Here is a 26,921-nt window from a genome sequence, read left to right as displayed (position 1 = left end):
GTTGAGATGGTAGGGTTTTCTCACCAGATTCAGGTTCGGCACATTGTGGTGGACAAGCCCGAAGTGGCGGAGTTGTTGAAGTCCACCATCAACGAAGTCAAAACCGCCACAGGCCGTGTGAAGATGCTCATGCGCCTGGCGGAAAAATACAGCCTGTGCCCGAGCAAGGAAGACGGCGGCAACCTGGGCTGGATCGTGCTGGCCGAGGACGACCCGCGCAAAAAAGCTCCCGATCCCGTCCTCGAGAACCGGGAGCTGGAAGACCTCATTCGCGATGCGGTGAAGAAGATGCTCATCAACCGCGGCGAGCTGTACGGCCCGGTTGAGACCAAGCAGGGTCACCACCTTCTCATCATCAGCAACGAATTCGGCGCCGAGCGTTCCACGGAGTTCACCGGCTCGGCCCTCTGATCCCCCTCCGGCCCGGTCATGTGAAGTTGTAGGCGAAACAGCCGCTGGAACACCGCACCATGTAATGCGGACAGGACCGGCAGGGTTCCTTCACGCTGGTGCGTTCGAACACGTGCGCCAGGAACTTCGATCCCATGCGCGCCTCGGCGATGGGATTGACCTCTTTGAACTCATCGATGTTTCCCAGCTTCAGGTTGTGGAAGGGAAAGCAGTTGAAGCAGTCGCCCTTCGCATCGATGTCCATCGGGCTTCCATCCGCACAGCCGAAATAGAACTGATGCGTTCTCCATTCCTCGAGTTCGGGAACCTGTTTGAAGCCGTGGTAATAAAACCGTTGCACCAGGTTCTCCTCATCCCCTTGCAGGTCGTCGAGAAAGCAGGGCGGGAACGAACAGTCGAACCGGAAACACATTTGCGGGTATTTTTTGAGCAGGTCCAGCATGTGGCGGCCCACTTTGGGGTAGTCGCGGATGGGCAGATAAGTGTTGTCGATACTGCCGACGATGGGAAACGCCGGGCTGACGCGGATGCGGTACTTTTGATTGCGGGGCAGCCCCACTTCCTGATAGATGGCATCGATCTCCCGGCATTGTGTTTCCAGATCCTGTTCCTTGGAATAGAGATTGATGCTGAAGGTCACGCCGAAGCCGTTACGGCGTAGAAGACGCCGCGCCACCTCTCCACAACGCTTGTGATTGGCCTCGGAGATGTTATCCCGCGTCTGCCAGTTCAGCAGGACGAAGGTCGAGATATGTTGTTTGAGACTGCCATGCACACTGATTGCGAATTCCAGGGTCTCGAGAACTTTCTGCGGCATCAATCCGTTGGTGAACAGACCCAGATGGGTGAAGCGGGGCATCGCATCCAGAGTGTGGGAGAAAATGTCGGTGAAGCGTGGATGCAGGGTGGGTTCGCCGCCCATGAAGTTGATGATCGCGGCGTTGCGGATGCGCGGAAGCACCTCGTGAATGAAGTAATCGAAATCCATGGACTTGCCGGGCGTGCGCACGGTTTCTTCCATGTACTCGTCGGCAAAACAGTAATTGCACTTCAGGTTGCAATAACTGTTCAGGATGATGTTCATGACACGCCCTCCAGTCAGGAGGGGGGCTTGCATGCGGTCTTAAAAGGAACGGGCTCCGTGAGCGGGAAGTTCAACCGCACCGGCAAAATCCGGTACGGGCAACCACGGGGTTGGGAATTTCAACAGGTCCAGGGAAAAAGCCTCCCGGAAAATGAATCGGTTCAGGGTTCGAATTGTTTTTTTCTTCGGATCACCAGTCCCGTTCCGCTCTGCACCACCATGCGCAGTTCGAAGGGATTGGTCCGGCAAACATTGACGAATTTTTCGATGGCGTCGTTTTTGGCTTCCGCCTCGTCCGGGGCGTCCAGTTTGATTTCCCAGGCGTGGCTCAGGGTGGGGATGCGCTCGAAGCAGGCCTCTTCCAGACGAAGGAAGACTTCCTTCTCAGCTTCTTCGGCAATGCCATTGAACTCCGCTACAATAAGAACGTTAAAGGTAGCCAAAATGCCTCCTTTCTGAATCGAAAAACAACCCGATTGGATAGCGAAATCATACCACAGACAGGGTATGGAATTAAGCCCTCTGTTTTCTGGTTTGTGGTTCTTCGCCAGGTGCTTGCGGCACCAGTCGCGACAACCCGGCGGCCAGACTGCCCAGAATGCAATGAGTGAGAGCGGACAGCGCTCCCGGCACCGTGGCCAGCCCGAACGCGGCGAAGTTGCTCCGCGCCAGCTCCGTTGCCAGCCCCGAGTTCTGCATGCCGACTTCCACCGACACCGTGCGAGCATTGATCTCATCGCCGCCGATCCACCTCGCCAGCACATATCCCATCACGAAGCCCAGCGCGTGCAGGGTGACCACCGCAGAAAGCAACGTGCCGCCGCTTTCCAGCAGTTCCGTGCGCTTGGCGGCGAGGATGTAATCGACAATGAACACGATGGACAACACCGCAAGGAGTGGCGTGTACGGCGTGATGCGCTCCACCTGCCGGTGAAAAAAATGGTTGATGAGGACGCCCGCCGTCACCGGCAGGATCACCACCTGGAACGTGTCGAGCAAAAGCCCCAGCGTGTCCACCTGGATGGCCGCGCCGGTGAGGTCGCGCGCCAGCGCTTCCACCAGCCACGTGGTGAGCACGGGCGTCATGATGACAGCCAGCAGGGTGGAGCAGGTGGTGAGCGTGACCGACAGCGCCACGTTCAGTCGAGCGATGAACACGACGACGTTGGACGCCGTGCCGCCGGGTGAACACGCGACCAGAATGAGGCCGATCATGAAATCGAGCGGCAGGGCAAACGCGCGGGCGATGAAAAATCCCAAAAGCGGCATGAGGCCGAACTGCAAGCCGACACCCATCATCACCGGGCGCGGAAATTCCAGCACGCGGCGGAAGTCCTGCCAGGTCAGTGTGAGCCCCATGCTCAGCATGATGATGCCGAGAAAAAACGGAATCCAGTGCGGCTGGAACCAGGTGGCGGTTTCCGGTTTCCACAATGCCAGCGCCGCCCCCGCCACCACCCACAAGGGGAAGGCGTTGGCCAGCGCGATGAATGTTTTTGCGATTGGATTCAGGAGGGCCTCACGGGTTGGGGCATCGGAACGGGGTGGGAATAATGGACCGCCGTGCACGGCGGGAACGAGGCGGGCGCATCACTCCATCGGCTTTTGAGCGATGATGCTGGAATACGCTTCCTTGCCATCGTCATACGCCTGGTAGCGGATGATTTTGAAATCCTTGAACGCTTCCAGAAGTTCGTTGGTTTTCAGCGCCCACTGCGGGCGGAAGTCCTGATACTTCAGGTAATCGACGTTGTAGGTTTCGATCACCGCCATGCCGCCGGGCTTCAGCGCTTCCTTGATCTGCGGGAACAGGTTGCGTTGCATGTAGTACATCATCAGGATGACGTCGTATTCGTTTTTGGGAAGCTCGGCGGATTCCAGGTCCACCACTTTCGTCTGGATGGACACGTTGTGCTCTTTGGCGAGGTGATGCGCTTTTTTCAAACCGACGGGAGAGATGTCCCAGCCTTCCACATCAAACCCCTGGGTGGCGAGGAACACGCCGTTCCGGCCCTCGCCCATGGCGATGTCCAACGCCTTGCCCTTCGGCAGAAGGCCCGCGTTGTTTTTGAGAAAGGGAACCGGCTCCTTGCCGAACAGGAACACATCGACTTCGTACTTTTTGTTCCAGCGTTCCTGGTCCTGGGATTTAGCCCAAACGGGCCCGAGTGAGAATAAGGTTCCGATCAGGATGCCGAGAAGCAGGCATCGGAAAGCCGTCTTTCGGAGGGTGGACGGGGTCATGCGCGCCTCCCGTTGGGTGGTTGTTGCAGACGATTCTACTGCAAGCCCCGAAGGGGTTCAAGACGATTTCCCCGTTTACTTTGCGGTGGTGGGAATTGTACACTCTAGGCGATTTTCGAATCGGACTGAACCCACGAGACCTGCAACGCCCATCCGGAGGAACCCGATGCATGGCCGTAACTGGATATCTGTTTTCACCGTCACCCTGCTGGCGGGCCTGTTCCTGATTGGAAGCGCGACCGCCGCGGACAAACCTCAGCGCGAACCCGTCGCCAAATCCGCCGACCAGCGCTTCTGGGACATGGGCGACGGCACGGTGCTCGACACCGAAACCCGCCTCATGTGGATGAAGCGCGACTACTGGCAGACCCAGCGCGAGTGGGTGAACTGGTACACGGCCATGGAATTCGTCCAGCGCATGAACAACAAGAATTTCGCCGGGTACGACGACTGGCGCATGCCCACGCCGGAAGAAGCGAAGACCCTGTATAACCGCAGAAAGCGCAACACGGATAAAGATGGCGACAAGATTTTCATCGATCCCATTTTTCCCGACGGCGCGGGCTGGGGCACGTGGACCAGTGAAGAACGCGGCGGCAAGGCCATCGTGGTGTCCTACAAAGACCGGGGCGGTGAAGACTACCAGGACAAAATCAACGGACCCGACGCTTTCCTCCGTCCCGTGCGGGGACCCGTTCCCTGATCCCGTTTCCGGACCCCGTTGCACCCCCCCCCTGCTCCCTGCTTCCCGCGAGCTGGATTTTTTTCTCCTTCCGTATGGTTTCTCATTTAATAACGGCTTGACGCCAAAAGGCTTGCCCTTTCCTGTTTTTAGGGTGATTTCTCATCTTGTATTCCGTTTTACCGCTTCGGTACACTAGGAAGAACACTGAGTCATTTCAGGCCATTTGTCAGTCGGGGGCCCAACTTTCCCAATAGGAGGCAGTCCATGAAACCGATCAAAGTTCTGGCAATGATTTTCGTGCTCACCATCTCCACCGCCGCCTGCGCCACGGCGGGCGACAACAAACCGCCTGCAAGCCCGCTGGACGGTTACACCATCCACGTCACCGCCCCTCACGTCATGGATGGCGAAGTGATCGGCCCTTTCCACCATTACTGCAAGCCCATCAACAAAGACATCATCCAGTGCATTCTGTTTGAAAGCACCGAACCCAATGCGCGTATGACGGAAGTGGAATACATGGTTTCCAAGGAACTGGCGCGCAAGGTGATTCCGGGCTGGTCGCACCAAAAAAACTGGCATGACCACAAACAGGAAATCGAAACCGGCCGCGTGCAGGTGCATTATCCGGTGGAAGAACAGGCTGTGAAGGATCTGGTGGATTATGTTGCCGCTACGGATGGGATCATTTTTCACTTGTGGCCGCATGATGCACCCATCCCGGATGGTTCGGTCAGCATCGCCCAGTCGGTAGGCCATTGGGAAGCCATACATGGTAAAATCGGCGAATAATGCCTGAATCGGACTTCGGACTGCAGTCCCTCCTCTCCTTCTGGATGGAAGGATGAGGAGGGGATTTTTCATCAAACTATTTCCAGCGGCCTCTCAATGAAAGTTCCAACCTTCCTTTGCGCTCTGTCTTGTGTTGCCGTGATCGTCTCAGCGTTGGCCTGGAGGGAGGCTCAGGCGTTTCATCCCAGCATTTATGCGCCGCGTGTGCCGGAGGAGGAACTGGAGCGCATTCAGGAAATGGAAAGCCCGTTCCGTTCGCGGCAGGAGTATGTGGACAAGGGCGCGGAGATTTATTTCGGCAAGGGGCAGTGCGTCACTTGCCACAGCAACAATGGCAAAGGCGTCAAACTGCCGGGCCATCAACCGCGTGATTTCACAAACGCCAAATGGCAGGACCTGCGCACCGACGGCGAGTTGATGTGGGTGCTGGAAAATGGAAGCCCCGGAACCGGCATGCCGATTCGTGTGGGGACGGTGATCACCAAGGATGAAGGCTGGTGGGTGATCCAGTTCATCCGCACCTTCCGCGAGCCGGAGAAGTGAGCACGCCGGGGGTCTGGAAACTTCGATTTGTTCGGGAGGGAATCGGTCATGATCTTCAAGCAATACTACCTCGGTTGTCTGGCTCACGCCTCATACCTCATCGCGGATGAGTCCACACGCACCGCCGTGGTGGTCGATCCCCAGCGCGACGTCGAGCAGTACATCGAAGACGCGCGCCAACTGAATCTCACCCTCCGCCATGTGTACCTCACGCATTTTCACGCCGACTTCGTGGCCGGGCACTTGGAATTGCGCGACCGGTGCGGCGCTACGATCCATCTCGGGGCCAGGGGCGATGCGGAATACGAGTTCGTGCCGGAATCGGACGGCACCCGGCTGGAGCTGGGAGACGTGCGGCTGGAATCCATGGAAACGCCGGGCCACACGCCGGAAGGCATCTGCATCCTTGTCTATGATCTCAAGGAAGATAAAGACAAACCGAAGATGGTGCTGACCGGAGACACGCTGTTCATCGGCGATGTCGGCCGGCCGGACCTCATGGCCTCCATCGGCATCACCGCCGAAGAGCTGGCGTCGATGATGTACGATTCCCTGCGCGGCAAACTCATGAAACTGCCGGACGAGACGCTGGTGTATCCGGCGCACGGGGCGGGGTCGCTTTGCGGCAAGAACCTGAGCGATGAAACGGTGAGCACCATCGGCGACCAGAAACGCTTCAACTACGCTCTGCAACCCATGGATCGTCCCACCTTCATCCGCATGATGACGGAAAAACTTCCCGCCGCACCGGAATACTTTCCTTACGATGCGCAACTGAACCGCAAAGAAAGACTCACCCTGGACCGTTCCCTCGAAACCGGGATGAAGGAATTGACGCTGGATGCACTGCTGGCTCTGCAAAAAAAAGGCGCGCAGGTTCTGGACACGCGGCCGGAGACGGAATTCAACGCCGCCCATCTGAAAGGCGCCGTGCAGGTGGGCCTGGGCGGCAAGTTCGCCACCTGGGCGGGCATCGTGCTGAAGCCGGACATCCCCATCGTGCTCATCACCGAACCGGGAACCGAGTACGAATCCGAAATGCGCCTGGGACGCATCGGCTTCGACCAGGTATCGGGATTTTTAAAAGACGGCATGAAGGCTCTGGCCGATCGACCGGACCTCGTGCAAGGCACCCCCGGTTGGACCGTGGAGGATTGGGACCGTGCCAAGGCCGAAGGCCGCAAGGTGCGGGTTCTGGATGTGCGGTCGTCCACGGAATACAACGAAGGCCATATCCGGGACGCCCTGAACGTGCCGCTGAACGAATTGCAGGAACGGATGAACGAGGTGCCGCGCGATGGAGACATCCTGGTTCATTGCGCCGGGGGGTACCGGTCCACCATCGCCTGCAGTCTGTTGCAGAAGGCGGGACGGGCGGGTATCATCAATTTGCTGGGGGGCCTCAGCGCGTTTGCGCCGGATCACCCCGTGGTCCGCGACCTGGTGGCGGCCTCAGCGTAGCGTCGAAGTTCACTTAACAGGAGCTGAGATATGAAAGTCGTTCATACCGCTGTTTTGCTGGCGACGGTTCTTTTATGGGCCGCCCCGCCGCTTGCCATACATGCTGAAGAATCGTTTTATGAACCCCTGCCGAAAATGACTCACCCGAAGGACAACCCGTGGTCGAAGGACAAGGAAGACCTGGGCAGGATGCTGTATTTCGATCCGCGTCTGTCTGGCAGTAACTGGATCAGTTGCGCCACCTGCCATAATCCCGGTCTGGGCTGGAGCGACGGATTGTCGATGCCCATCGGCCACGATTTCAACCGCAAGGGGCTGCGCAACTCGCCGACGGTGATCAACAGCGGTTATTTTGAAGTGCAGTTCTGGGACGGGCGTGCGCCTTCGCTGGAAGAACAGGCCAAGGGACCCATTCAGGCGGACATTGAAATGAACCAGAACGTGGATGAGTTGATCAAAGAGCTCAAGGCGATTCCCGGTTATGTTCGACGGTTCGACAAGGTGTTCGGCAAAAACAGCATCAACCTCGACAACATCGTCAAAGCCATTGCCACGTTCGAGCGTTCGGTGGTTTCCAAAAACGCGCCGTACGACAAATATATGAAGGGCGATAAAAAAGCGATGTCCAAGTCCGCCGTCAACGGCATGAACCTGTTCTTCGGCAAGGCCAAGTGTTCCATCTGCCACAACGGACCCGCCTTCACCGACAGCAAGTTCCACAATATCGGCGTGAAGAGCAGTGATCCGGGACGGTACCAGGTCACCAAGGAAGGTTCGGACAAGGGTGCGTTCAAGACGCCGGGCCTGCGGCACATCAGCCGCTCGGCTCCGTACATGCATGACGGCAGTGAAAAAACGCTGAAGGAAGTGATCGAGTTTTACAACCGCGGCGGCGACGCGAAGGAAAACATCAGTCCCTTCATCACGCCGTTGGACTTGAGCAAGCAGGAAGTGAACGATCTTGTGGAATTCATGAAGGCGTTGGAAGGCGAACCGATCAACGTGGCGGTGCCGGAGTTGCCGCCGGATAATTAACCGTGTTTGCCCGTCTTTTAGTGCGGACGGAGGAAGGGGAACCATGCAGATACTCGACCTGATGCTCGTGGGCTTGTTGCTGGTTCCTGCCGCCCCGCCGGGTTTGATGGACGTGCCGGACCACACGGGCATTTGCCCGCAAACCCGGCAAACCCCCACGGCGCCGCAGGAATACCTGGACCTGGAAAACCCGCTGGAGCCGACGGAAGCCAACATCCTGGCGGGCAAAACGCTGTTTCATTTCGATGCCCAGCCGCATGCCTGCCGGTTATGCCACGGGCTGTCTGGGAACGGTTTGGGTATCATGTTCAAGGCTGTGCACCCAAAGCCGCGCAACTTCACCTGCTTTCAAACCATGAAGGACCTGCCGGACGGACAGCTTTTCTGGGTGATCCGCAATGGCTCGCCGGGAACGGTGATGCCGGCGTTTAGATCTCTGGATGTGGATCAGATCTGGCAGTTGATTTTATATATCAGAAACTTTTCAAAAGTGGATTCAACCAACGAACAAGGGGGACCATGAACCAAAGTAATTTCTGGGCGAGGGCTTTTACCTTGTCCCTGCTCGCTACCAGCTTCGCGGCCTGGCCGCAGTTTTCATACGCAGAGGCTCCGGATCCCGGAGTTAACGAAACATTGCAACTGGCCATGCACCAGGGCCGTCCACACGGCGGGGACCACGAGCGTCATGGTCTGCACCACGGTATGGGTCGCGGCGGCAAGGGCATCTGTCCGCAAACCCGCACCGCGCCCCAGGCGCCAAAAACGGTGTACAGCCTGAAAAACCCGCTCAAGCCGACGGAAGAAAACCTGATGAAGGGCGAGTCGTTGTATCAGTGGACGGCGGAACCCACCGCCTGCAAGGTGTGCCATGGTCCTTCGGGCAACGGCATGGGCATGATGGCGCAGGGACTGAACGCCATGCCGCGCAATTTCACCTGCGCGGAAACCATGCAGGAAATCACCGACGGCCAGATGTTCTGGATCATCAAGAACGGTACGCCCACGGGCATGCCGCCGTATCCGTTCATGGATGAGAACGAGGTGTGGAAGGTGATCCTCTACATTCGCCAGATGGCGAAATAAGTTCCGGGTTTGCCATTTGGCCAAACCCATTCAAAACCGCGTACCGGGCTGGTCACACGACCCGTCCTTTGAATACTTCCACATTGCAGGAGTTCAGGCTCCTGCAATGTGGAAGGTTTGTGGATTTTGAAAGGAGCTGTGCTATGAATGGTCTGCCTGTATCCCGACCGGGTTTTCGTCTTGTCGTTTCCGCTTTTCTGCTGTTGCTGTTCCTGCCAACTCCCTCGGTTGGCGCGGCGGATGAGTCCCTCGCCAAAGACCTCATCGAAAACAAGTGTTCCAACTGTCATAAGTTCCGGGGCAAGCCGGAGTCGAAATTCAATCTCCAGGCGCCCGATCTCATGTGGGGCGGCGTCAAGTACCAGCGCGGCTGGCTGGTGGGCTGGCTGATGGGTAAGGAGGAAAACCTGTACCCCAACGGCTACCGCTGGGATGAGAGCCGGACTCCGGCCAAACACATGACCCTGTCCAAAAAGCAGGCGGAGGCGGTGGCGGATTACATGGAAAAACATCACCGCGACCCGCGCGTCAAGGAAAACGCCATCGATCTTTCCGACTTCAACGCGATGGAGCGGCAGTTCGGCGAGCAGATCTACCGGCAGTATTCCTGCTTCGGCTGTCACCAGATCAAGGATGAGGATGGAAAGAAAATCGGCGGGCCTATCAGCGTCACCCTCTACGATGCGGGCAATCGGTATGATGTGGACTGGCTCTACCGTTTTGCGCTCAACCCGCAGGATTTCACGCCGCACAGCGGGGAATACCTGGCGGACCTGAGTGGGTTGGGGGTCCGCTACCTCGTCGGCTACCTGATGACCCTTGGCAACCCGGATTTCAAATTCTACGAGCCGTGGACCTCAAAACATTTCAAGAACGCCAGCGTGGACAACGGTAAAAAATTGTACGGGATTTATTGCGCCCAGTGCCACGGACCGAAAGGCAAGGGCGATGGCGTGGGTGCGGCGGGACTCGATCCGAAACCCGCCGTGCACGCGGAGTTGCCGTTGAGTGCCTACCCGGAAGATTACCTGTACAACGTGATCTATTATGGCGGCAAAAGCGTGGGCAAATCGCCGAACATGCCGGACTGGGGGTTGACCCTTCCACCGCAGGACCTCGCCGATGTCATTGCTTACCTGCGCGCCACGTTCAAGGGAAAATGAACCGCAAATAACACCGGGGGGCCTTTCGTATGGACCGATCGCCTGCGAGAGGCCCTTGTTTTTATCAGGACATTAAACGATGAAAAAGTTTGCCGGGGTGGGGCTTGGATGCTGGATGGTTGCGTTGTCCGCCTGCGCCGCCGCCGTGGAGGTGGAAGTGCCGGACTTCATGACGGGCAGGCAGGAGGCTCAGGTCACGCGTGTTTCATCGTCGGGCGTCTGTCCGCAAAAACGCAGTACGCCGCGCGCGCCCACGGCATTTTACAAGCGCGCCAATCCGCTTGAGGCAACCGTTGAAAACCTGGAGCGGGGAGAGATGCTGTATCAGCAGACGGCGAAACCATTTGCCTGCAAAACCTGCCACGGCGAGCAGGGCAACGGTTTGGGCGATCCGGATTTCGAAAGCACGCCGCCGGCGCGCAACTTCACCTGCGCCGTCACCATGCAACCCCTTCCCGACGGGCAGTTGTTCTGGATCATCCGGAACGGCTCGCCGGGCACCTCCATGCCCGCGTATCCGAATCTCTCCGAGACCGAAATCTGGCAGTTGATCCTTTACATCCGGAGTTTTTCCGCGACTTGAAGGAACGCCCGCCCGGCCTCAATGCAGGGTGAGTTTCTTGTACTTCGACCGGCGGTTTTCCTCGCGTCCGCCCAGCTCCTGGCGCCGCACTTCCTGATAAGCTTCGAAGTTGCCCTCGAACCAGCGCACCTTGCTGTTGCCCTCGAATACCAAAAGATGCGTGCAGATACGGTCGAGAAAAAACCGGTCATGGCTGATGACCACCACGCAACCGGGAAAATCGAGGATTGCGTTTTCCAGGTTGCCGAGGGTGGTGACGTCGAGGTCGTTGGTCGGTTCGTCGAGCAACAGCACGTTGCCGCCGCGCCGCAGGAGTTTCGCCAGGTGCAGGCGGTTGCGTTCGCCGCCCGACAGGTTGCCGACTTTTTTCTGCTGGTCACTGCCGCGGAAGTTGAAACGCGCGACGTAGGCGCGGGAGTTCATGACGCGGTCGCCGACTTCGATCTGGTCGGTGCCGCCGGTGATTTCCTCGAACACGGTTTTATTGTCATCGAGTTCATCGCGGTGTTGATCGACGTATGAGAGTTTCACGCTCGGCCCCACCTCCAGCGCGCCGCCGTCGGGTTGTTCTTCGCCGACGATCATGCGGAACAGCGTCGTTTTGCCGGTGCCGTTGGGACCGATGACGCCGACGATGCCGCCGCGCGGAATGGAAAACGTGAGATCCTCGATCAAGGGCGTGTCGCCGTAGCCCTTGCTGAGGCCGCGCACCTCAATCACCTTGTCGCCCAGCTGCGGGCCGGGCGCGATCTGGATATCGAGGCTGTTGTCGCCGTTGTCGGCTTTTTTCTGCGACAGTTTTTCGAATTCCTTGATGCGGCTTTTATTCTTGGTTCTGCGCGCGCCGGGATTGGTGTTGATCCATTCCAATTCCTTCTCCAGCCGTTTACGCAGGCTGGACTCGGTCTTCTCTTTCTGCGCCAGGCGCGATGCCTTCTGCTGGAGCCACGACGAATAGTTGCCCTCGAACGGGATGCCGCGTCCGCTCTCCAATTCCAGAATCCACTTGGTGATGTTGTCGAGAAAATAGCGGTCGTGGGTGGAGACGATGACGTTGCCGGGGTATTCCTTTAAGGTGTTCTCCAGCCAGGCAACGGTTTCCGCGTCGAGGTGGTTGGTGGGCTCGTCCATCAAGATGATATCGGGCTTGAGCAAAAGCAGGCGGCACAAGGCGACGCGGCGTTTTTCACCGCCGGAGAGCGTGCCGGTCTTCTGGTCGTCGGGCGGCAGAACCAGTGCGTCCATCGCCACCTCGATCTGCCGGTCCAGCTCCCAGCCGTCCACCGCGTCGATGGCATCCTGCAACTTACCCATGCGCTCCATGGCGCGTTCCATCTCTTCTTCCGGCAGGGCCTCGGCCATGCTGGCGCTGACTTCGTTGAACTCGTTGATCAGTTTCTGGATCGGTTCGAACGCTTCCTCCACCACCTCGCGCACGGTTTTGTTTGGATCCAGTTGCGGTTCCTGGTGCAGGATGCCGACCCGCGTGCCTTTCAGCGGTTGTGCCTTGCCCTCGAACTCCTGGTCCTCGCCCGCCATGATGCGGAGCAGGGTGGACTTGCCGGTGCCGTTTTCGCCGACAATACCGATCTTCGCGCCGTGGTAAAAATAGAGATTGATGTCCTCGAATACCGTTTTCGCGCCGTAGGTTTTGCGCAGTTGGGAAATGGAAAAAATATATTCGCCAGCCATGATGCTTTCTGTGGTGAAGGAGTGGATAAAACGTTCAGGTTAGATAATCCCTGATTTTGAGAATTTTTCAAGAGGGAACGGGTAAATTAAACGCCTGTCCGGCCTGTGCGTTGCAGAATGACGAAATCCTTGCCGTTGTCGAACACGCGCCGAAAGCCCCAGGCGCGGCCGATCCAGTCGAACGTCTCCAGCCGGTAAAAGCAGACGTGGGTGGGGTCGCGCTGGTAGTACCAGTTGAGAAACGACGAAGCATTCGGCTCCGGGCTCATCTCCGTATAAAACCGCGTCATCACCGCGAGGGATCCCTCAGGTTCCAGCAGTTGGCAGATGCGGTCCATCTCCCGCGCCGGATCATGGAAATGCTCGAAGGTTTCGGTGGAAATGACGACATCGAAACGCCTGTCCTCAGGCAAATCCGGGAAGAAAATGGAATCGTACTTTTCGGCACGGTAGCCCTCGCGTTGCAACAGGGTGGCCAATACCGGTTCGTAGCCGCAACCGTAATCGAGCGCCGTCCTGGCCCGCGGGCAGTGTTCCTTTATATGGCGGATTTTGTCCATGAACATGGCGACGTAGCCGGGGTTGTCGAGGCTGTTTTCGTGTTCGCGGTAACGCGTTTCCTCCTCCTCGCGGGAAGGGAGTGACCCGGGCGGCACGGAAATCAGGTGGCAGGTGTCGCACAGGCGGTATTTGCGTTGTGGGTTGTGGGCGAACCTCCGGGTGGGGGCGGCGCAGAGCGGGCAGTCCATGACGCGGATTGTGCCACAATTCCGCGGATTTGGCGATGCGGCCCGGTGCGCTTGTGCGGATTTTGTGATATGATCGGTCCTCGATTCGATTCGAATCCCACTCTTCCAGGTCCCGTAAACATTCACCAACCCAGTCGGCTTGCGGTCCGTATGAGCGCGCGGTGCGGGACGGTTTTGTAAATCGTTGTGCATTCAGGAGAATTTTTAGATGGCGAACTACATCAGCGGCAACTCCATCCGTGCCGGTCACGTGATCGTGTATAACAAGGACCTGTACCGGGTGATGAAGGCCGAGCACCGCACCCCCGGCAACAAGCGCGCCTTCATGCAGGCCAAACTGCGCAGTCTGAAAGACGGCACCCAGACCGAGGTCAAGTTCCGCGCTGACGAGGAAATCGAGCGCGCCACCTTGGAACAGTCGGAGATGGAGTTTCTGTACGAAGACCCGACCAGCGGCTACTGCTTCATGAACAGTGAAACCTTCGAGCAGATTTTCATCGAGGCCGACGTGCTGGGCGACGTGAAGCTGTACCTGCTTCCCAACAGCCGTGTGACCGTGGAGTTTCACGACGGCCGGCCGATCGGCGTGCAACCGCCGGAGACGGTCGAGTTGAAAGTGGTCGATACCGAGCCGCAATTGCGCGGCGCCACCGTATCCGGTTCCGGCAAGCCCGCGACGCTCGAGACGGGTCTGGTTGTCACCGTGCCGCAGTTCGTGGACATCGGCGAAGTCATCCGCGTGTCCACTTCCACCGGCGCTTACCAGGAACGCGTGAAAGGCTGAAGCTGGCCTTTTCCGCTCCACCCCTCCCCCGTTTCTTTCTTCTTCTTTCTCTGTCTTTGAATACAAGGTTCCTCCCCCGTTGGGGGACAAAGCCTCTGAATTTCCCGCCCCTTGTTATTTTGCAGATTCCCCTGATTGAATTGCTCCTCCAGAATGGGGTAAACTAAAGGCGTTTTTTTAATATATGATTGATTTTAAATAATTTAAGGCGTTCCTGCCCGGAAGTTCGCAAGCACGTTCCATCCATCACTCATAGGATTTTTCTTTCATGGAAACGCTCAATCCATCGACCATGCCTCTCAGCATCTTTGAAATGGTTTCCCGTTCCAGCACCATGGCGAAAGCGGTTCTGGTACTGCTTCTCATATTCAGCATCGTGTCCTGGGCCATCATCCTGACCAAGTTCATCGCTTACCGCAAAGCCAAGCAGGAGGACCAGAGTTTCCTGCGCGTGTTCAGCCAGAGTTCCAGCCTGGTCAACATCTACAATTTCTCGCAGAAGCTGAAGTACAGTCCGGTGGCGCGGGTGTTTCTGACCGGCTATTCGGAGCTGTATCGCTACAGCGGCAACAACGAGCAGACGCGCGAAGCCGGAATGGCGCGGGAGGTGGCGCTCTCCGAGCAGGACCTCAAGGGCATCGGCCTGTCGTTGACTAAAGCGATCAATCACGAGATCGAACGGCTGGCGCACCGCCTGGACTTTCTCGCCACCACCGGAAGCACGACGCCGTTCATCGGCCTGTTCGGCACCGTGTGGGGCATCATGCATTCGTTCCGCATGATCGGGGTGAAAGGCTCGGCCAGCATCGGCGGTGTCGCGCCGGGCATCGCCGAGGCGTTGATCGCCACAGCGGCGGGCCTGTTCGCGGCGATTCCGGCGGTCGTGTTCTACAACTACCTGAACGCCAAGATCCGCGGCTTCACCGCACGCATGGACGACTTTTCCCGCGATTTTCTGTTCATGTCCGAAAAGGACTTTCTGCGCAAACCCGTCGATTACTGATCCCCCAGGAAACACGTTATGGATTACCGCAAAGACCCCCGCCTGATGGCGGACATCAACGTCACCCCGTTCGTGGACGTCATGCTGGTGCTTTTGGTCATCTTCATGATCACCGCACCGCTCATGCAACACGGCATGGACGTGGACCTGCCGGAAGAAAGCACCGAGACGGTGGAGGTGAAGGACGTGCCCACCATCTCCATCCGCAGTAACAAGAAGGTGTATTACGACAAGGAAGAGTTGGTGACACTGGTGCAGTTGGGCGAGAAACTGCAACGCTACCTGGAAAACAACGAGAAGGGATCGGTGTATTTCCGCGCCGACCGCAATCTGGATTACGGTTACGTGGTGAAGGTCATGGCCACCATCCGCCGCGCGGGCGTGAAAAACATCGGCATGATGACCGAGCCGGGCGAATGAGTTTGCATTCTTCACAGTTTTACAATTTCAACCAGATGCTCGTCATCAGTGTGTTCGTGCACTGCCTGATGCTGACCATCGTGCTGTTCATGCCGAAGACCGAATGGGTGCAGGAGAAAATCCGGCCCGTGTTCACGGTGGAGCTGGTGGAAGTTCCTGCCATTCCGGGAGGGCAACCCGGCGACCTGCAGGAAGAAGGGCAGAAGCAGAAAACCGTGGTGCCGCCGCAGCAAGAAAAAACGATGGAGGCTCCGGTGGCGCAGAAGCCGCTGGTGAAAAAACCGTCGGCGACCAAACCGGAGCCGAAGCCCGTACCGGAACCCAAAAGCAATTTCACCACGGGGGAAAAGAGCGTGAAGGTGGATAGCCTGCCGTTTGCCGACACGTCCAAAACCAAGGCGGGGCAGTCGCTGTCCACGCTGGAACAACTCGACCAGGTGGCGAAACTGCCGCCGACGGCCAAACAGACGGTCAATAAAAAATCATCGCCGACCTTGCTGGAGGATTCCCTGCGCGAACTGGATGCGTTGAAGACGCCCTCCAAGTCTTCGGGGGAGAAAAAGAAGCCGGGGCCTTCGCGCGTGACCGAAGCGTTGAAAGGGTTCGACACCCTGCAGATGGAGAAGCACGTTCCGATTGAAATGCCCAAGCCCAATCCGGTTGCGAAGAAACAGGATCTGAGCCTGGAGGAGTTGGAGTTCGCCATGCTGGTGGAACGCAAGATCCAAAGCGGCACGCCGGACACCACGGTCACCGGCCGGAGGGAATTGCTGGATAAACTGGAGGAGTTGCAGAAGCTCAAGAAATCGAGCCAGCCCGTAGTCATCCAGAAGAAAACGGACACGAAGGAGTTTGAAACGCTCATCGTTCAGCAGATGGAATCGACCCAGCAGGTTCTGGACAAGATCGCCTCGCTTGACAAGCAACATGAAGTGGAAGTCAGCTTTGACATGGGCGAGTCCCTCAAAGCCCAGCCGGTGAAATTCAAAAGCCGCATCTGGGCGGTGCAGTCCGCCACGCTGGGCAAGGGCGTGAAGGGACAAGGCACCGGCGCCGCCGGCAAGCAGACCTTCGTGTACCAGGGCCCGGTGGGACAGGCGCAGGCGGCCGACCCGCTTTCGCAGTATGTCGGCCGTGTGCATCAGCAGATTCATAGAAACTGGAGGAACCCCCTTGGCGCGGGGCACAGCGAGGTGAAGATTTCTTTTTATATTTTCCGTGCAGGCAACATCGATCAACCGGAACTGGTGGCCAGTTCCGGCGATGAACAGTTGGACAAGCTGGCGCTCATGGCGGTCAAGGACTCGGCTCCGTTTCCCGGTTTTCCTCCCGCATTGAAAGAGCCCAACCTGCATATCACCATCAACTTCAAATACATTGCGAAAAAATAATATGCGATTCGCGTTGAAGATCGTTTTGCTATTGGCAATATGCTTCCTGCCCGTTACGGCGTGGGCCGAGCTGGATGTGGAACTCGAACTTTACAAGGAGACGGCGCCGGAGATTGAGATCGCCATTCCGCCGTTTTACGAAACCGAACCGGGGCAGGATACCGGCCTTGCCAAAGAAGCGCGGCAGATCCTGGAAACCAACCTGCGTTACTTCGAGCTGTTCCGTCCCATGGGAACCGAAGTGTATGCGGACCTGGCGGCCACCGAGGGTGGGCAGTCGCGTCCCCTGTTCCTGGAATGGAGCCGCCTCGGCACGCAGTGGCTGGTGAAGGTGCAGTACCGCACTGAAGGATTGAACGGCGGCGTGCAGTTTGTCTTTCGCCTGTACGATGTGGTGCACAACCGTTACCTGATGGGAAAGCGCTACCAGGGCGGCCGGGAGTATGTGCGCACCATCATGCAGAGATTTGCCGACGAGTTGATGGACCAGCTCACCGGCAAGCGCGGCGTGGCGGAGACGCGAATCGGTTTTCTCGCCACCAGCGATTTTGGTAAGGAATTGTATGCCATCGATTTCGACGGCGAAAACATGAAACAGATTTCGGACGAGCAATCGGTGGTGTTGTCGCCCAACTGGTCGCCGGACCGGCGTACGATCGTGTTCACTTCGTACCGTGACCGCAACCCGAACATGGTCCTCATGTCCACCAATGGCCAGAAACGCCGCACGCTATTGGACATCCCCGGTCTTAACTCCGCGCCGGCGTGGTCGCCGGACGGCTCGCGCATCGCGCTGTCGCTCAGTAAAGACGAAAATTCCGAAATCTACACGCTCAGCCGGTGGAACGAGTTGACGCGGCTGACCCGACACTTTAATATAGACACTTCACCCACCTGGTCGCCGGACGGCAAACGCATTGCGTTCACCTCCGACCGTGCGGGAACGGGGCGTCCGCAGATCTACATCATGGATGCGGAGAGCGGGGATCAAGAGGGCGTACGTCGCATCACCTTCGATTCCTGGTACAACGACAACCCCGCCTGGTCACCGGATGGCGATAAGATCGCCTATACTTCGCGGGTGGGGGATTACTATCAGATTCGGTTGTTCTTTCCAGAAACAGGAAAAACGGCGCTTTTCACCCAGGGGCCCAGCAACAAGGAAGAGCCTACGTGGTCTCCGGACGGCCGTTTTCTGGCCTACCGCGTGGCACACGGACAGTATTCATCCATTCACATCAAAGGGTTCAACGGAAACCCCAGCCGCCAGTTGACGCACCTGCCGCAGGGCAGTTACAGCCCAACCTGGTCCCCTTATCCCGGACGGTATCTGCAAAGAGAGAGCCAGTGAACCCTGCATGCATTCGTGGCAACACGGGTCAAAGCGGGGGCCTGCGGGTAAAATCGGCTACAGGGATTTCCGGTTGAAAAATGGTGGTTTAAACGGCCGGGTAGGCGGTTATTCCTTAACTGGTTGTTTTTAAAAATTTTATTTGAAAACTGGATTTGGTTTTTTTGGCAAAATTGATTACAATGATTAGAGTCATTTTCCCTGTAAATACGGCATAGTTAAAAAATCAAGAATCGGTTTGATAATATAGCTTCATAAACACAAGAGGGGAGTCGTTAACAAGAGGTTGAAAATTATGAACACTTTACTCAAGGCAAAAGAAATGCGTTTGATTTGTGGCATTGCCATCTTTATTTTGGCGGTAGGGATCACCGGGTGCGCGAAGAAACTCGCACCAGAAGTGGAAAATCCTCCTGAGGAGCCCGTCGAAACCGTGTCGGTGGAACCGGAACCCACTCCAGAACCGGAAACCCAGTTGGAAGAGGGGTTCGGCATCCAGGTTCAGGATACAGAGGAAAGTGGTGCTTTCATCACGGAGTCTCCTGAACAGCCGGTGGAAGAAACGGTGGAGTCGACCACGATTCCGGATTTCCAGGTAGAGACGCCTAAGGAAGAGGCAACCACCCAGGTCGAACAGATGGACATGACTAACGAGCCGTTTGTGGCCACACCGCAGGAAAATCCGGTTATCGAGGATACCGCCAAGGTATTTGAACAGCCGGAAGAGCCGGAAAAAATCGAAGAGGCACGCCTGCTTGCTTTCGAGCCCACGGCACAGGTGGAAGATGTCTATTTTGCATTTGACAGTTTCGACCTCGATGAAAAAAGTAAAGACCGTCTGCGCGCCAACGTGGAATGGCTCAAGCAGAATCCCAACGCGAAAGTGGAAATCCAGGGACACTGCGACGAGCGCGGCACCAACAACTACAACCTGGGTCTCGGCGAGCGCCGGGCGCTGGCCACCAAGAAATTCCTGGCCGCTCAGGGCGTGGATGAAAGCCGTCTGCACACCATCAGTTACGGTGAAGAAAAACCGTTCTGCTTTGAAAGCAGTGAGAACTGCTGGTGGCGCAACCGCCGCGCGCATTTTCTGATTTCTGAATAAGGTTGACGATTCAGCAGTTAGAAAATTTGCTCTTCAAGGGATCGACCGCAACAGGGTATACTTGTTGCGGTCGATTTTTTTTTTGCCTTCGACTTTTGTAAGCCTGTCATCGTCTTTTTCTACAAAGCCGATCCACTTTCAACCCAATCTTTTCGCGGGAAGAAACCATGAAAACCAAGCCTCTGATTATTTTCTTGACCGCTCTGTTTGTTTTGTTTCTGTTCGGTTCCAACGGTTTTGCCCAGTTGTTCGGCGGGGGAGACGTCTCGGATGAACAAATCCACGCCGAACTCAAAAAGCTGAACACACGTATCGTCGAAAACCTGTTTCCCGAACTGGCGGCGGTGAAAAAAGCGCAAAGTCAATTGGTGGAGCAGATGAACAAGCTCAACGAGATCACCCTCAAACGCCACAACCAGGTGGCCCGGCAGGTGGACCTGCTGAACAGCAGTCTCGCTTCCCTGCAGGGTTCCATCGAGCAGAACCAGGTGATCAACCAGAAAGCCAACGTGAAGCTCGACGACGACATCACCCGCGTTAAAACCCAGATGAACAGCCTGGAGGCGAAACTCACCGGTGATCTGAAAAATCAGTTTGCCGGTCAGATCGAGGCTTTGAACCGGCAGGCGGAACAGCAGAAAGTGGATCAGCAGGCGTTCATGAAAAACCTGGAGAATAATTTTCAGGCTCTCCAAAAGGGATTGGCGCAGGACATGGACCGCATCGGCCAGGCTCAGGAACAGCGCATCGGCCGTGCCGTGACGGCAGTGACGGAGATGGCCAACCTGCAAAAGCAGAACAGTCAGGTGATGACCAGCGGGTTCCAGACGCTCAACAAGCACGATGAGAACATTCTCGCCGGTGTGTCGCGGATGGAAGTCGCGCAGAAAAGCGATCAGGAAAAAAATAAAAAGCTGATCGACATCCTCTCCGACAGCCTGAAGCAACAGCAGACGGAGCTGATCAAGCTGGACGAGGTGGCGGTGCGCCAGCAGGGGAACAAGCAGGACATCGAATTGACCCGCGAGACCATGAAGAAGTTGAAGGAAATCGTGGACAAGCGCCTCACCGAAACCGCGCAGACGCAGGAGGCGTTGCGCGTCATGAACCAGCAACTGCTCAAACAGCAGGAAGTGATTCAGAGCAATCTGCTGGTCTCGGATGAAAAGATGAACAAACTCGCGGCGGGACTGCAATCGCTCGATTCACAGAACGCCGCCACCAAACAACAGTTGGACACGGCGAACCAGAAGCTGGACCAGGTGCGTCTTTTGAATGAACAGATTGACGGCAAGTTCATCAAGCTGGTGGACACCACCAAGAGCATGCTCACCGGCACGGCGCAGGTCAGCGAGAAAATGGATGCGGTGTCGCAGAAAATCGATGCGGGCCGCACCGAGGCGAACCTGAGCAATGAAAAGCTTTCCAAGCTGGTGGAAATCCTGAAAACCATCGCCCAGGAACAGGACAAGCTGGCGCAGGTTCTCGGCAATCAGAACCAGATCAACCAGAACATCCAAACCGTGACCGGGTCGCTCAATGAAACGCACAAGGAATTCCGCGACCGTCTGGAGGACCTGCGACGGAAGGGCAACGTGGCCATTGCCCGTGGCGACGACATCCTGAAACTCTTGCAGAAATAACGAGGTCGTGTTCCGTATCGGTTCAAACCTGCGGTTCCACCGGTTGACTCGAGAATGAATCCATCATGGCGAAAACCCTGACCGCGTTTGTGTGCCAGTCGTGTGGGCACCGCGCTCCCAAATGGATGGGCAAATGCCCCGCGTGCGAGGACTGGAACACGCTGGTGGAGGAAGCCGCGCCCCCGGCGGCGGATCACAAACGCGCTCCCCGCATTAAAAAAGAAACACCGTCCCTGCAACCCATCACGCAGGTGTCGGAAGCGCCGTCCTCGCGCCTGCCCACGGGGATCGAGGAGTTCGACCGCACGCTGGGCGGCGGGCTGGTCCCGGGGTCGCTGGTGTTGATCGGTGGTGATCCGGGCATCGGCAAGTCCACGCTTGTTCTGCAAAGCATGTGGCGCGTGGCGCAGGCGGGCAAAAAGGTGCTGTACGTTTCCGGTGAGGAGTCCCCGGAACAGATCAAACTGCGAGCCCAACGCCTCGGTTGTCTGGATGACAACCTCATCATCGGTGCAGAGATCTGCATTGAAGAGGTTCTGCGCCTGGTCGATCAGGCCAAGCCCGATGTGCTGGTGCTCGATTCCATCCAGACGTTTTACACCGTGGATCTGCAATCCGCGCCGGGGAGCATCGGCCAGGTGCGCGAGGTGGCGTTCAAGGTGTTTCAGGAATGCAAGACGCGCTCGCTTCCGGTGGTCATCATCGGTCACATCACGAAAGAGGGCGCCATCGCCGGGCCCAAATCGCTCGAGCACATCGTCGATGCGGTGCTGTATTTCGAGGGCGAGCGCGGCCACTCTTATCGTATCCTGCGCGCCATCAAGAACCGGTTCGGCGCGACGCCGGAGATGGGCGTGTTCGAAATGTCGCAGGAAGGATTGACGCCTGTCGGCAACCCGTCGGAAATTTTTCTGGCCGAGCGGCCGCAGGACACCACCGGGTCCGTCATCGTCGCCACCATGGAAGGCACGCGTCCTTTATTGGTCGAAGTGCAGGCGCTGGTCAGTGCGTCGTCCTCCATCGGCATGCCGCGTCGCATGGCGACCGGGGTCGATCCCAACCGCATGACGCTGTTGGTGGCGATCATGGAAAAGCGTCTGGGATTGAATCTCGCCGGTGAAGACATTTTCGTCAACCTGGCCGGCGGCATCAAAGTGTCGGAACCGGCGGTGGACCTGGGCATCGCCGTCGCCATCGCCAGCAGTTTTCAGAACCGGCCCGTCGATCCCGGCGTGGTGGTGGTCGGCGAGGTCGGCCTCACCGGCGAAGTGCGCTCGGTGGTGCAGTTGGAGCCGCGTCTTTTGGAAGCGGCGAGCCTCGGGTTTTCGCGTTGCGTGGTGCCGCACAGTGCGCGCAAGGCGCCGGGTGGTGGTTCGCCCGCCATCGACGTGGTGCGGGTGAAAACGCTTGCTGAAACGCTGGAAACGATTTTATAGTGGACACCATCCCATCTCTTTACTTGCAACAGGAACGATCATGAAAGTGGCCGCCGTCATTCCCGCCGCCGGACAGGGTGTGCGCATGGGAACGAATGTCCCAAAACAGTTTTTGACCCTTTGCGGAAAACCCATTCTGCAACACACCCTTGAAGTGTTTGAACGGTGTGGTGCGGTGAATGAAATCGTGCTCGCGGTGCCGGAGTCCGATCTCGACATGGTGCGGCAGTTGGCGGAGTCGGTTTCCACCAAAATCAAAAACGTGGTGATTGGCGGAAAACAGCGGCAGGACTCGGTCTATAACGGCTTCCAGGCGCTGGATGCGGATACGGACCTCGTCGTGGTGCATGACGGAGTGCGGCCGTTCGTGCGAACCGAACACATTGAAGCGTCCATTGCCGCCGCACGGGAGGACGGTGCGGCGATCGTCGCCATTCCGCTCAGCGACACGATCAAGAAAGTGAACAAGGAACAGTTCGTCGAACGCACCGTGGACCGGACCGGGTTGTGGCGCATGCAGACGCCACAGACGTTCCGTTACGCGTTGCTCAAGGAAGCGTTTTCAAAAGCTCTCGCGGATGGGTTCTACGGCACGGACGAAGGATCGCTCATCGAGCGGCTGGGACATCCGTTGAAAATCATTCCCGGTTCGGAACTCAACATCAAAATCACGCGGACGGAAGACCTGGCGCTGGGTGAAAAAATCGTCGAACTGCTTGCAAACGGGTGACAACGATGGAGGATCGGAGCCTGAGCAAACGCATTCTCGTGGCCGTGGCGGGCCTGCTGGGCCTGCTTTATCTCATCAACCCCACCGCCGGGGTTTTCGAGTTGATCCCCGACAACCTGCCTCTCGTCGGCAATCTGGACGAGGCCGCCGCCTGCGCCCTGGTGCTGGCCGCTCTCCGGTATTATGGTATTGATCTTACAGCCTTTCTCGGTCGCGGGCTGAAGCCCGGCGACACCGGGGACAAGGACGGTGGCAAGCGCCGTCCGTGAAGTTTTTAAACCTCAAGACACCGGGCCTGCATCCTATCCTGAAATGATCAAATGGTCGCTTGTCAAATTCATCGCCCAGACCCTTTGGGACCGTATTCTTGGAAGGAGGAGACAGATGCTGCAAGTTGGAACGGAAGCACCGGATTTTCTGGTCAACGATCACAACGGGAATCGCGTCACGTTGAAAGACCTGCGGGGCAGGAAGGTGATCCTGTGGTTTTTCCCGAAAGCAGACACGCCCGGTTGCACCATGGAGGGACAGGGCTTCCGCGATGCGTTCGACCAGTTCAAGGAAAAGAACACGACGATCCTGGGCGTCAGCCTGGACAATGAAGCCGACAACAAGGCGTTCGCCGAAAAATTCAATTTTCCGTATCCCCTGTTGTGCGACGTCGGGCGGGAAATTTCCCTCGCGTACCATGCCATCAAGAGCAAGGACGATCAGTACGCCGCGCGCATCACTTACGTTATCGATGAAAACGGCAAGATTGTGGAAGCGATCGACCAGGTGGACACGAAAAACCACGCTAACGACCTGTGCTCCCGCATTTGACGCGGTGTTCCAGCGGTGCGGGCCGTTGCCATTTCTTCTCCGGGCTTGATTTTGAAGGAATGGAAGGCTATGATTCCCATTTCATCAGCAAATAACCGGAGTAGAAATGGCCTACAAAGATTTCATCAAAAGTCTTCATCCCCTCGATTCCGAAGAAAAAAAGCTCAAAAAAAACCTGCTGAAAACCAAAATTTCACCCATTGACTACGCGCAGATCAAAAGCGTGGCCGACTTGGTGGATGCGTTCAAAGACTCGTCGATCCAGGCGCGCAATGTGGGCATGTGCGCCAGCATTTTTGAGAGAATGCTGACCGACAAGGAACGTCCGACCATCATGCTGGGGCTGGCGGGTCCGTTGATTGCGGCGGGATTGAGGAAGGTCATTCGCGATCTCATTCATCACAACATGGTCGATGTGGTGGTTTCCACCGGCGCGATTCTGTACCAGGATTACTATGCGGCAAAAGGATCCGGCCATTATCGCGGCAGTCCGCATGCCGACGACCGGGTTCTTCGCGACCTGTTGATCAACCGCATCTACGATACGTATGTGGATGAAGAAAAGTTCGCATACTACGATTCCATGATCGGCTCGTTTGCCGATACGCTGAAACCGCGTGCCTACTCCAGCCGCGAGTTTTTGCATTACCTTTCGAAGTCAATCGACGATCCGGAATCCATCCTCGTCACCGCGCGCAAAAAAGGCGTGCCCATTTTTTGCCCCGCCATCAACGATTCCAGCATCGGCATCGGGTTGACCGAGCATTACTACGTTGCCAAGCAGGAGGGCCGGAAGCCGCTCACCATCGACTCCATCCGCGACAACTACGAGATCACGCAGATCGTCTGCAAATCCAAACGCACCTCGGCGTTTTATGTGGCGGGCGGCGTGCCGAAGAACTACATCAACGATTCGATCGTGATGAGTTACATCTTCGGCAAAAACACCGGCGGGCACAAGTACGCGATCCAGATGACTACGGATTCTCCTCACTGGGGTGGGTTGAGTGGCAGCACTCTGGCGGAGGCGCAGTCCTGGGGCAAGATCAACAGGGAAGCGAATCACTGCATGGCGTTCGTAGAGCCCAGCGTGTCCCTGCCGCTTATCTTTGGCTCGGCTTTTCAGAAAAAAGCGCACAAAAACCGGCCGAAGTTGTCCATCAAGTGGTCCCGCGAAAATCTGAAAGAGTTCAAGGTCAAAAAATAAAGCCGGTTCAAGCCTCCCCGGTTCCCTCGTAGGTCGCCTTGTACCCCAGAATATAAAATTCGTTGAACTCCAGCGGCTCCAGCGCGGCGGGATAAACCATGTCCACGAAGCGCCTCGTCGCCGGTGACCGCTGGTGCCGTTCCACCGCCTTGTCGTCCTCGAAGATCATCACGTGGAGAAAACGTGTCGGTCGCCCCATCTCCTGGTTGGCCATGTAGAACAGGGTGGTGGGTTCGTTGATGCGGATGTACTTCACGAACTCCTTCACCGTTCGCTTGACCTCCTCCACCATCTCCGGTTCCACCTGGTAACGCGCCGTCATGCAGATTGGCATGAAACTCCTTTCGTTAAGATAAAGGCTCATTCGGTCTCGAGGTACACCCGCACTTCATCCACGTGATCCAACGCGGAAAGACGTTCCTTGAGTCCCTGCACCGTTTGGATTTCCTGTTCCCGGCTGAGGGACGCCTCAAGTCTCACATACACTTCCAGCACGACCTTGCCGTGATGGAAGTGCGTGCGGATTTGCGTGCGCTCGGCCACACCGGGCGTGTCGCTGATCACCGGATCCGCGAGGCGGATCAAATCGCCGCGGTTCATCCGGTAGATCGGTTCGAAATTTGTATCGTCTTCGGTATCGACGTGCACCATCACGTCTTGAATATTGCCTTCTTCCCGGATCAGCCGCCGGCGTACCGATTCCGCAATCTGGTGGCCTTCCGTGACCGATGCCTCCCGATCCACCTGGATATGCACGTCCAAAAGAAAATCGCCGCCAATCTTGCGCGAGCGCAGGTCGTGCGAACGGATGACGCCGGGAACGCTGTTGATGAACTGCGTGATTTCCAGCGCCTTCGACTCACTCATCCCCGCGTCCATCAAATCATGAATCCCGTTGCGCACAATAACGTACCCCACGTGCAGGATGCCGATGGCGACGACCGCCGCGGCGATCGGGTCCAGAATCGGGTATCCCATCATGGCGCCTGAAATGCCCACCAGCGTGGCCAGCGACAGGCCCGCGTCGGCACGGTGATCCCATGCCTTGGCCACGACCGAAGGACTGCTTTCCTTTTCGCCCATCAGCCGCGTGTACTGGTACAGCCCTTCCTTGATGACAATGGTCAGGCCGGCCACGATGGCGGCCACCAGTGTCGGTACCTGCTGGGTATCCGCCTGGATGGCGTGCCACGACTCGTAAATCAAACCGGCGCCCACGGTGATGATGACCGCGCCGATGATGGTGGAACCGATATTCTCCACCTTGCCGTGCCCGTAAGGGTGGTTGTCGTCGGCGGGAATCTGGCTGATGCGGTAGGTGAACAGCACCACCGTGTCGGTCAGCAGGTCGGACAGCGAATGCACACCATCGGCGATGAGCGCGGTGCTCCGCCCGACCATGCCGGCGACGATCTTCATCACCGACAACACAAAATTGCCGAGCGCACCGACCAGGATGGCTTTCGTCGCGGGCGTCAGTGTGATGATGGGTTTCACGTAT

The 26,921-nt window shown here is 57.3% G+C and carries 30 protein-coding genes; 22 read left to right on the top strand and 8 right to left on the bottom strand.

Annotation, left to right across the window (positions count from 1 at the left end; translation table 11 throughout):
- Positions 1 to 6 precede the first annotated feature (6 nt).
- Positions 7 to 411 (top strand): peptidylprolyl isomerase, encoded by a 405-nt coding sequence (locus J2S31_RS11960; RefSeq protein WP_237099322.1) that lies wholly within the window; start codon positions 7 to 9, stop codon positions 409 to 411.
- Positions 412 to 427: 16 nt separating this feature from the next.
- Here J2S31_RS11960 and J2S31_RS11955 read toward each other — a convergent pair whose 3' ends face one another.
- The 4 genes from J2S31_RS11955 to J2S31_RS11940 form a co-directional block, all read right to left on the bottom strand.
- A complete protein-coding gene (locus tag J2S31_RS11955) occupies positions 428 to 1,495 on the bottom strand; it encodes a radical SAM protein (RefSeq protein WP_237099321.1) in 1,068 nt (355 codons plus the stop codon).
- Positions 1,496 to 1,656: 161 nt separating this feature from the next.
- Positions 1,657 to 1,938, bottom strand: coding sequence for a hypothetical protein (locus J2S31_RS11950; RefSeq protein WP_237099320.1), 282 nt, complete (start codon positions 1,936 to 1,938; stop codon positions 1,657 to 1,659).
- 70 nt (positions 1,939 to 2,008) lie between these two features.
- Positions 2,009 to 2,959 (bottom strand): bile acid:sodium symporter family protein, encoded by a 951-nt coding sequence (locus J2S31_RS11945; RefSeq protein WP_272908806.1) that lies wholly within the window; start codon positions 2,957 to 2,959, stop codon positions 2,009 to 2,011.
- A 126-nt stretch (positions 2,960 to 3,085) separates the two neighbouring features.
- Positions 3,086 to 3,739: a class I SAM-dependent methyltransferase gene (locus J2S31_RS11940; protein ID WP_237099319.1), complete on the bottom strand. Its 654-nt coding sequence runs from the start codon at positions 3,737 to 3,739 to the stop codon at positions 3,086 to 3,088.
- Between the two features lie 166 nt (positions 3,740 to 3,905).
- Here J2S31_RS11940 and J2S31_RS11935 point away from each other — a divergent pair, with 166 nt between their 5' ends.
- From J2S31_RS11935 to J2S31_RS11895, 9 genes are all read left to right on the top strand, one after another.
- The gene (locus tag J2S31_RS11935; RefSeq protein ID WP_237099318.1) at positions 3,906 to 4,442 is read left to right on the top strand and encodes an Lcl C-terminal domain-containing protein; all 537 of its coding nucleotides are present in this window, start codon (positions 3,906 to 3,908) and stop codon (positions 4,440 to 4,442) included.
- Positions 4,443 to 4,688: 246 nt separating this feature from the next.
- Positions 4,689 to 5,216 (top strand): DUF1264 domain-containing protein, encoded by a 528-nt coding sequence (locus tag J2S31_RS11930; protein WP_237099317.1) that lies wholly within the window; start codon positions 4,689 to 4,691, stop codon positions 5,214 to 5,216.
- Positions 5,217 to 5,312: 96 nt separating this feature from the next.
- Positions 5,313 to 5,759 (top strand): c-type cytochrome, encoded by a 447-nt coding sequence (locus J2S31_RS11925; RefSeq protein WP_237099316.1) that lies wholly within the window; start codon positions 5,313 to 5,315, stop codon positions 5,757 to 5,759.
- A gap of 48 nt (positions 5,760 to 5,807) precedes the next feature.
- Complete coding sequence (locus tag J2S31_RS11920) at positions 5,808 to 7,220, top strand: MBL fold metallo-hydrolase (RefSeq protein ID WP_237099315.1); 1,413 nt, start codon at positions 5,808 to 5,810, stop codon at positions 7,218 to 7,220.
- A gap of 30 nt (positions 7,221 to 7,250) precedes the next feature.
- Positions 7,251 to 8,255 carry a cytochrome-c peroxidase gene (locus tag J2S31_RS11915; RefSeq protein WP_237099314.1) on the top strand — a complete coding sequence of 335 codons (1,005 nt, stop codon included), beginning with the start codon at positions 7,251 to 7,253 and terminating at the stop codon, positions 8,253 to 8,255.
- Positions 8,256 to 8,298: 43 nt separating this feature from the next.
- Positions 8,299 to 8,778 (top strand): c-type cytochrome, encoded by a 480-nt coding sequence (locus J2S31_RS11910; RefSeq protein ID WP_237099313.1) that lies wholly within the window; start codon positions 8,299 to 8,301, stop codon positions 8,776 to 8,778.
- Positions 8,775 to 9,341 (top strand): c-type cytochrome, encoded by a 567-nt coding sequence (locus J2S31_RS11905; RefSeq protein WP_237099312.1) that lies wholly within the window; start codon positions 8,775 to 8,777, stop codon positions 9,339 to 9,341. The genes J2S31_RS11910 and J2S31_RS11905 overlap by 4 nt, the downstream gene beginning before the upstream one ends.
- Positions 9,342 to 9,484: 143 nt before the next feature.
- Entirely contained in the window at positions 9,485 to 10,504 is a 1,020-nt protein-coding gene (locus J2S31_RS11900) for a c-type cytochrome (RefSeq protein ID WP_237099311.1), read from the top strand.
- 79 nt (positions 10,505 to 10,583) lie between these two features.
- Positions 10,584 to 11,087 carry a c-type cytochrome gene (locus tag J2S31_RS11895; RefSeq protein WP_237099310.1) on the top strand — a complete coding sequence of 168 codons (504 nt, stop codon included), beginning with the start codon at positions 10,584 to 10,586 and terminating at the stop codon, positions 11,085 to 11,087.
- 18 nt (positions 11,088 to 11,105) lie between these two features.
- Here the strand turns inward: J2S31_RS11895 and ettA are convergent, their stop codons facing one another.
- A complete protein-coding gene (gene ettA / locus J2S31_RS11890) occupies positions 11,106 to 12,779 on the bottom strand; it encodes an energy-dependent translational throttle protein EttA (protein WP_237099309.1) in 1,674 nt (557 codons plus the stop codon).
- Positions 12,780 to 12,865: 86 nt separating this feature from the next.
- Positions 12,866 to 13,528: a class I SAM-dependent methyltransferase gene (locus J2S31_RS11885; RefSeq protein ID WP_237099308.1), complete on the bottom strand. Its 663-nt coding sequence runs from the start codon at positions 13,526 to 13,528 to the stop codon at positions 12,866 to 12,868.
- A gap of 208 nt (positions 13,529 to 13,736) precedes the next feature.
- Between J2S31_RS11885 and efp the strand changes: the two genes are divergently transcribed.
- From efp to J2S31_RS11825, 12 genes are all read left to right on the top strand, one after another.
- Positions 13,737 to 14,312 carry an elongation factor P gene (efp, locus tag J2S31_RS11880; RefSeq protein ID WP_237099307.1) on the top strand — a complete coding sequence of 192 codons (576 nt, stop codon included), beginning with the start codon at positions 13,737 to 13,739 and terminating at the stop codon, positions 14,310 to 14,312.
- A 268-nt stretch (positions 14,313 to 14,580) separates the two neighbouring features.
- Positions 14,581 to 15,315 (top strand): protein TolQ, encoded by a 735-nt coding sequence (gene tolQ, locus J2S31_RS11875; RefSeq protein WP_272908802.1) that lies wholly within the window; start codon positions 14,581 to 14,583, stop codon positions 15,313 to 15,315.
- An 18-nt stretch (positions 15,316 to 15,333) separates the two neighbouring features.
- The gene (locus tag J2S31_RS11870; protein ID WP_237099306.1) at positions 15,334 to 15,735 is read left to right on the top strand and encodes an ExbD/TolR family protein; all 402 of its coding nucleotides are present in this window, start codon (positions 15,334 to 15,336) and stop codon (positions 15,733 to 15,735) included.
- Entirely contained in the window at positions 15,732 to 17,126 is a 1,395-nt protein-coding gene (locus tag J2S31_RS11865) for an energy transducer TonB (RefSeq protein WP_237099305.1), read from the top strand. The genes J2S31_RS11870 and J2S31_RS11865 overlap by 4 nt, the downstream gene beginning before the upstream one ends.
- Before the next feature lies 1 nt (position 17,127).
- On the top strand, positions 17,128 to 18,477 hold the full coding sequence (locus J2S31_RS11860) for a hypothetical protein (protein WP_237099304.1): 1,350 nt from the start codon (positions 17,128 to 17,130) through the stop codon (positions 18,475 to 18,477).
- Positions 18,478 to 18,772: 295 nt separating this feature from the next.
- Entirely contained in the window at positions 18,773 to 19,582 is an 810-nt protein-coding gene (pal, locus tag J2S31_RS11855; RefSeq protein ID WP_237099303.1) for a peptidoglycan-associated lipoprotein Pal, read from the top strand.
- Between the two features lie 167 nt (positions 19,583 to 19,749).
- Positions 19,750 to 21,225: a hypothetical protein gene (locus tag J2S31_RS11850; protein ID WP_237099302.1), complete on the top strand. Its 1,476-nt coding sequence runs from the start codon at positions 19,750 to 19,752 to the stop codon at positions 21,223 to 21,225.
- A 65-nt stretch (positions 21,226 to 21,290) separates the two neighbouring features.
- On the top strand, positions 21,291 to 22,661 hold the full coding sequence (gene radA / locus J2S31_RS11845; protein WP_237099301.1) for a DNA repair protein RadA: 1,371 nt from the start codon (positions 21,291 to 21,293) through the stop codon (positions 22,659 to 22,661).
- Positions 22,662 to 22,701: 40 nt separating this feature from the next.
- A complete protein-coding gene (gene ispD / locus J2S31_RS11840; RefSeq protein WP_237099300.1) occupies positions 22,702 to 23,391 on the top strand; it encodes a 2-C-methyl-D-erythritol 4-phosphate cytidylyltransferase in 690 nt (229 codons plus the stop codon).
- Positions 23,392 to 23,396: 5 nt separating this feature from the next.
- Positions 23,397 to 23,660, top strand: a complete 264-nt coding sequence (locus tag J2S31_RS11835) for a DUF1232 domain-containing protein (RefSeq protein ID WP_237099299.1) — start codon at positions 23,397 to 23,399, stop codon at positions 23,658 to 23,660.
- 115 nt (positions 23,661 to 23,775) lie between these two features.
- Positions 23,776 to 24,213: a peroxiredoxin gene (locus J2S31_RS11830; RefSeq protein ID WP_237099298.1), complete on the top strand. Its 438-nt coding sequence runs from the start codon at positions 23,776 to 23,778 to the stop codon at positions 24,211 to 24,213.
- A 106-nt stretch (positions 24,214 to 24,319) separates the two neighbouring features.
- Positions 24,320 to 25,420, top strand: a complete 1,101-nt coding sequence (locus J2S31_RS11825) for a deoxyhypusine synthase family protein (RefSeq protein WP_237099297.1) — start codon at positions 24,320 to 24,322, stop codon at positions 25,418 to 25,420.
- Positions 25,421 to 25,427: 7 nt separating this feature from the next.
- On the opposite strand, the gene J2S31_RS11820 is transcribed toward J2S31_RS11825, so the two are convergent.
- Complete coding sequence (locus J2S31_RS11820; RefSeq protein ID WP_237099296.1) at positions 25,428 to 25,754, bottom strand: putative quinol monooxygenase; 327 nt, start codon at positions 25,752 to 25,754, stop codon at positions 25,428 to 25,430.
- Between the two features lie 26 nt (positions 25,755 to 25,780).
- Positions 25,781 to 26,917 (bottom strand): cation diffusion facilitator family transporter, encoded by a 1,137-nt coding sequence (locus tag J2S31_RS11815; RefSeq protein ID WP_237099295.1) that lies wholly within the window; start codon positions 26,915 to 26,917, stop codon positions 25,781 to 25,783.
- Between the last annotated feature and the right edge of the window lie 4 nt (positions 26,918 to 26,921).

Source organism: Nitrospina gracilis Nb-211 (assembly GCF_021845525.1).
GTDB lineage: Bacteria > Nitrospinota > Nitrospinia > Nitrospinales > Nitrospinaceae > Nitrospina > Nitrospina gracilis_A.
This window is presented reverse-complemented; position numbering and strand designations above follow the sequence as displayed.

Excerpts from the sequence above, each read along its gene's own strand:
- J2S31_RS11960 (WP_237099322.1), top strand. The coding sequence starts at position 7 with ATGGTAGGGTTTTCTCACCAGATTCAGGTTCGGCACATTGTGGTGGAC.
- J2S31_RS11955 (WP_237099321.1), bottom strand. The coding sequence starts at position 1,495 with ATGAACATCATCCTGAACAGTTATTGCAACCTGAAGTGCAATTACTGT.
- J2S31_RS11940 (WP_237099319.1), bottom strand. The coding sequence starts at position 3,739 with ATGACCCCGTCCACCCTCCGAAAGACGGCTTTCCGATGCCTGCTTCTC.
- J2S31_RS11935 (WP_237099318.1), top strand. The coding sequence starts at position 3,906 with ATGCATGGCCGTAACTGGATATCTGTTTTCACCGTCACCCTGCTGGCG.
- J2S31_RS11930 (WP_237099317.1), top strand. The coding sequence starts at position 4,689 with ATGAAACCGATCAAAGTTCTGGCAATGATTTTCGTGCTCACCATCTCC.
- J2S31_RS11925 (WP_237099316.1), top strand. The coding sequence starts at position 5,313 with ATGAAAGTTCCAACCTTCCTTTGCGCTCTGTCTTGTGTTGCCGTGATC.
- J2S31_RS11920 (WP_237099315.1), top strand. The coding sequence starts at position 5,808 with ATGATCTTCAAGCAATACTACCTCGGTTGTCTGGCTCACGCCTCATAC.
- J2S31_RS11915 (WP_237099314.1), top strand. The coding sequence starts at position 7,251 with ATGAAAGTCGTTCATACCGCTGTTTTGCTGGCGACGGTTCTTTTATGG.
- J2S31_RS11910 (WP_237099313.1), top strand. The coding sequence starts at position 8,299 with ATGCAGATACTCGACCTGATGCTCGTGGGCTTGTTGCTGGTTCCTGCC.
- J2S31_RS11905 (WP_237099312.1), top strand. The coding sequence starts at position 8,775 with ATGAACCAAAGTAATTTCTGGGCGAGGGCTTTTACCTTGTCCCTGCTC.
- J2S31_RS11900 (WP_237099311.1), top strand. The coding sequence starts at position 9,485 with ATGAATGGTCTGCCTGTATCCCGACCGGGTTTTCGTCTTGTCGTTTCC.
- J2S31_RS11895 (WP_237099310.1), top strand. The coding sequence starts at position 10,584 with ATGAAAAAGTTTGCCGGGGTGGGGCTTGGATGCTGGATGGTTGCGTTG.
- ettA (WP_237099309.1), bottom strand. The coding sequence starts at position 12,779 with ATGGCTGGCGAATATATTTTTTCCATTTCCCAACTGCGCAAAACCTAC.
- J2S31_RS11885 (WP_237099308.1), bottom strand. The coding sequence starts at position 13,528 with ATGGACTGCCCGCTCTGCGCCGCCCCCACCCGGAGGTTCGCCCACAAC.
- efp (WP_237099307.1), top strand. The coding sequence starts at position 13,737 with ATGGCGAACTACATCAGCGGCAACTCCATCCGTGCCGGTCACGTGATC.
- tolQ (WP_272908802.1), top strand. The coding sequence starts at position 14,581 with ATGGAAACGCTCAATCCATCGACCATGCCTCTCAGCATCTTTGAAATG.
- J2S31_RS11870 (WP_237099306.1), top strand. The coding sequence starts at position 15,334 with ATGGATTACCGCAAAGACCCCCGCCTGATGGCGGACATCAACGTCACC.
- J2S31_RS11865 (WP_237099305.1), top strand. The coding sequence starts at position 15,732 with ATGAGTTTGCATTCTTCACAGTTTTACAATTTCAACCAGATGCTCGTC.
- J2S31_RS11860 (WP_237099304.1), top strand. The coding sequence starts at position 17,128 with ATGCGATTCGCGTTGAAGATCGTTTTGCTATTGGCAATATGCTTCCTG.
- pal (WP_237099303.1), top strand. The coding sequence starts at position 18,773 with ATGAACACTTTACTCAAGGCAAAAGAAATGCGTTTGATTTGTGGCATT.
- J2S31_RS11850 (WP_237099302.1), top strand. The coding sequence starts at position 19,750 with ATGAAAACCAAGCCTCTGATTATTTTCTTGACCGCTCTGTTTGTTTTG.
- radA (WP_237099301.1), top strand. The coding sequence starts at position 21,291 with ATGGCGAAAACCCTGACCGCGTTTGTGTGCCAGTCGTGTGGGCACCGC.
- ispD (WP_237099300.1), top strand. The coding sequence starts at position 22,702 with ATGAAAGTGGCCGCCGTCATTCCCGCCGCCGGACAGGGTGTGCGCATG.
- J2S31_RS11835 (WP_237099299.1), top strand. The coding sequence starts at position 23,397 with ATGGAGGATCGGAGCCTGAGCAAACGCATTCTCGTGGCCGTGGCGGGC.
- J2S31_RS11830 (WP_237099298.1), top strand. The coding sequence starts at position 23,776 with ATGCTGCAAGTTGGAACGGAAGCACCGGATTTTCTGGTCAACGATCAC.
- J2S31_RS11825 (WP_237099297.1), top strand. The coding sequence starts at position 24,320 with ATGGCCTACAAAGATTTCATCAAAAGTCTTCATCCCCTCGATTCCGAA.
- J2S31_RS11820 (WP_237099296.1), bottom strand. The coding sequence starts at position 25,754 with ATGCCAATCTGCATGACGGCGCGTTACCAGGTGGAACCGGAGATGGTG.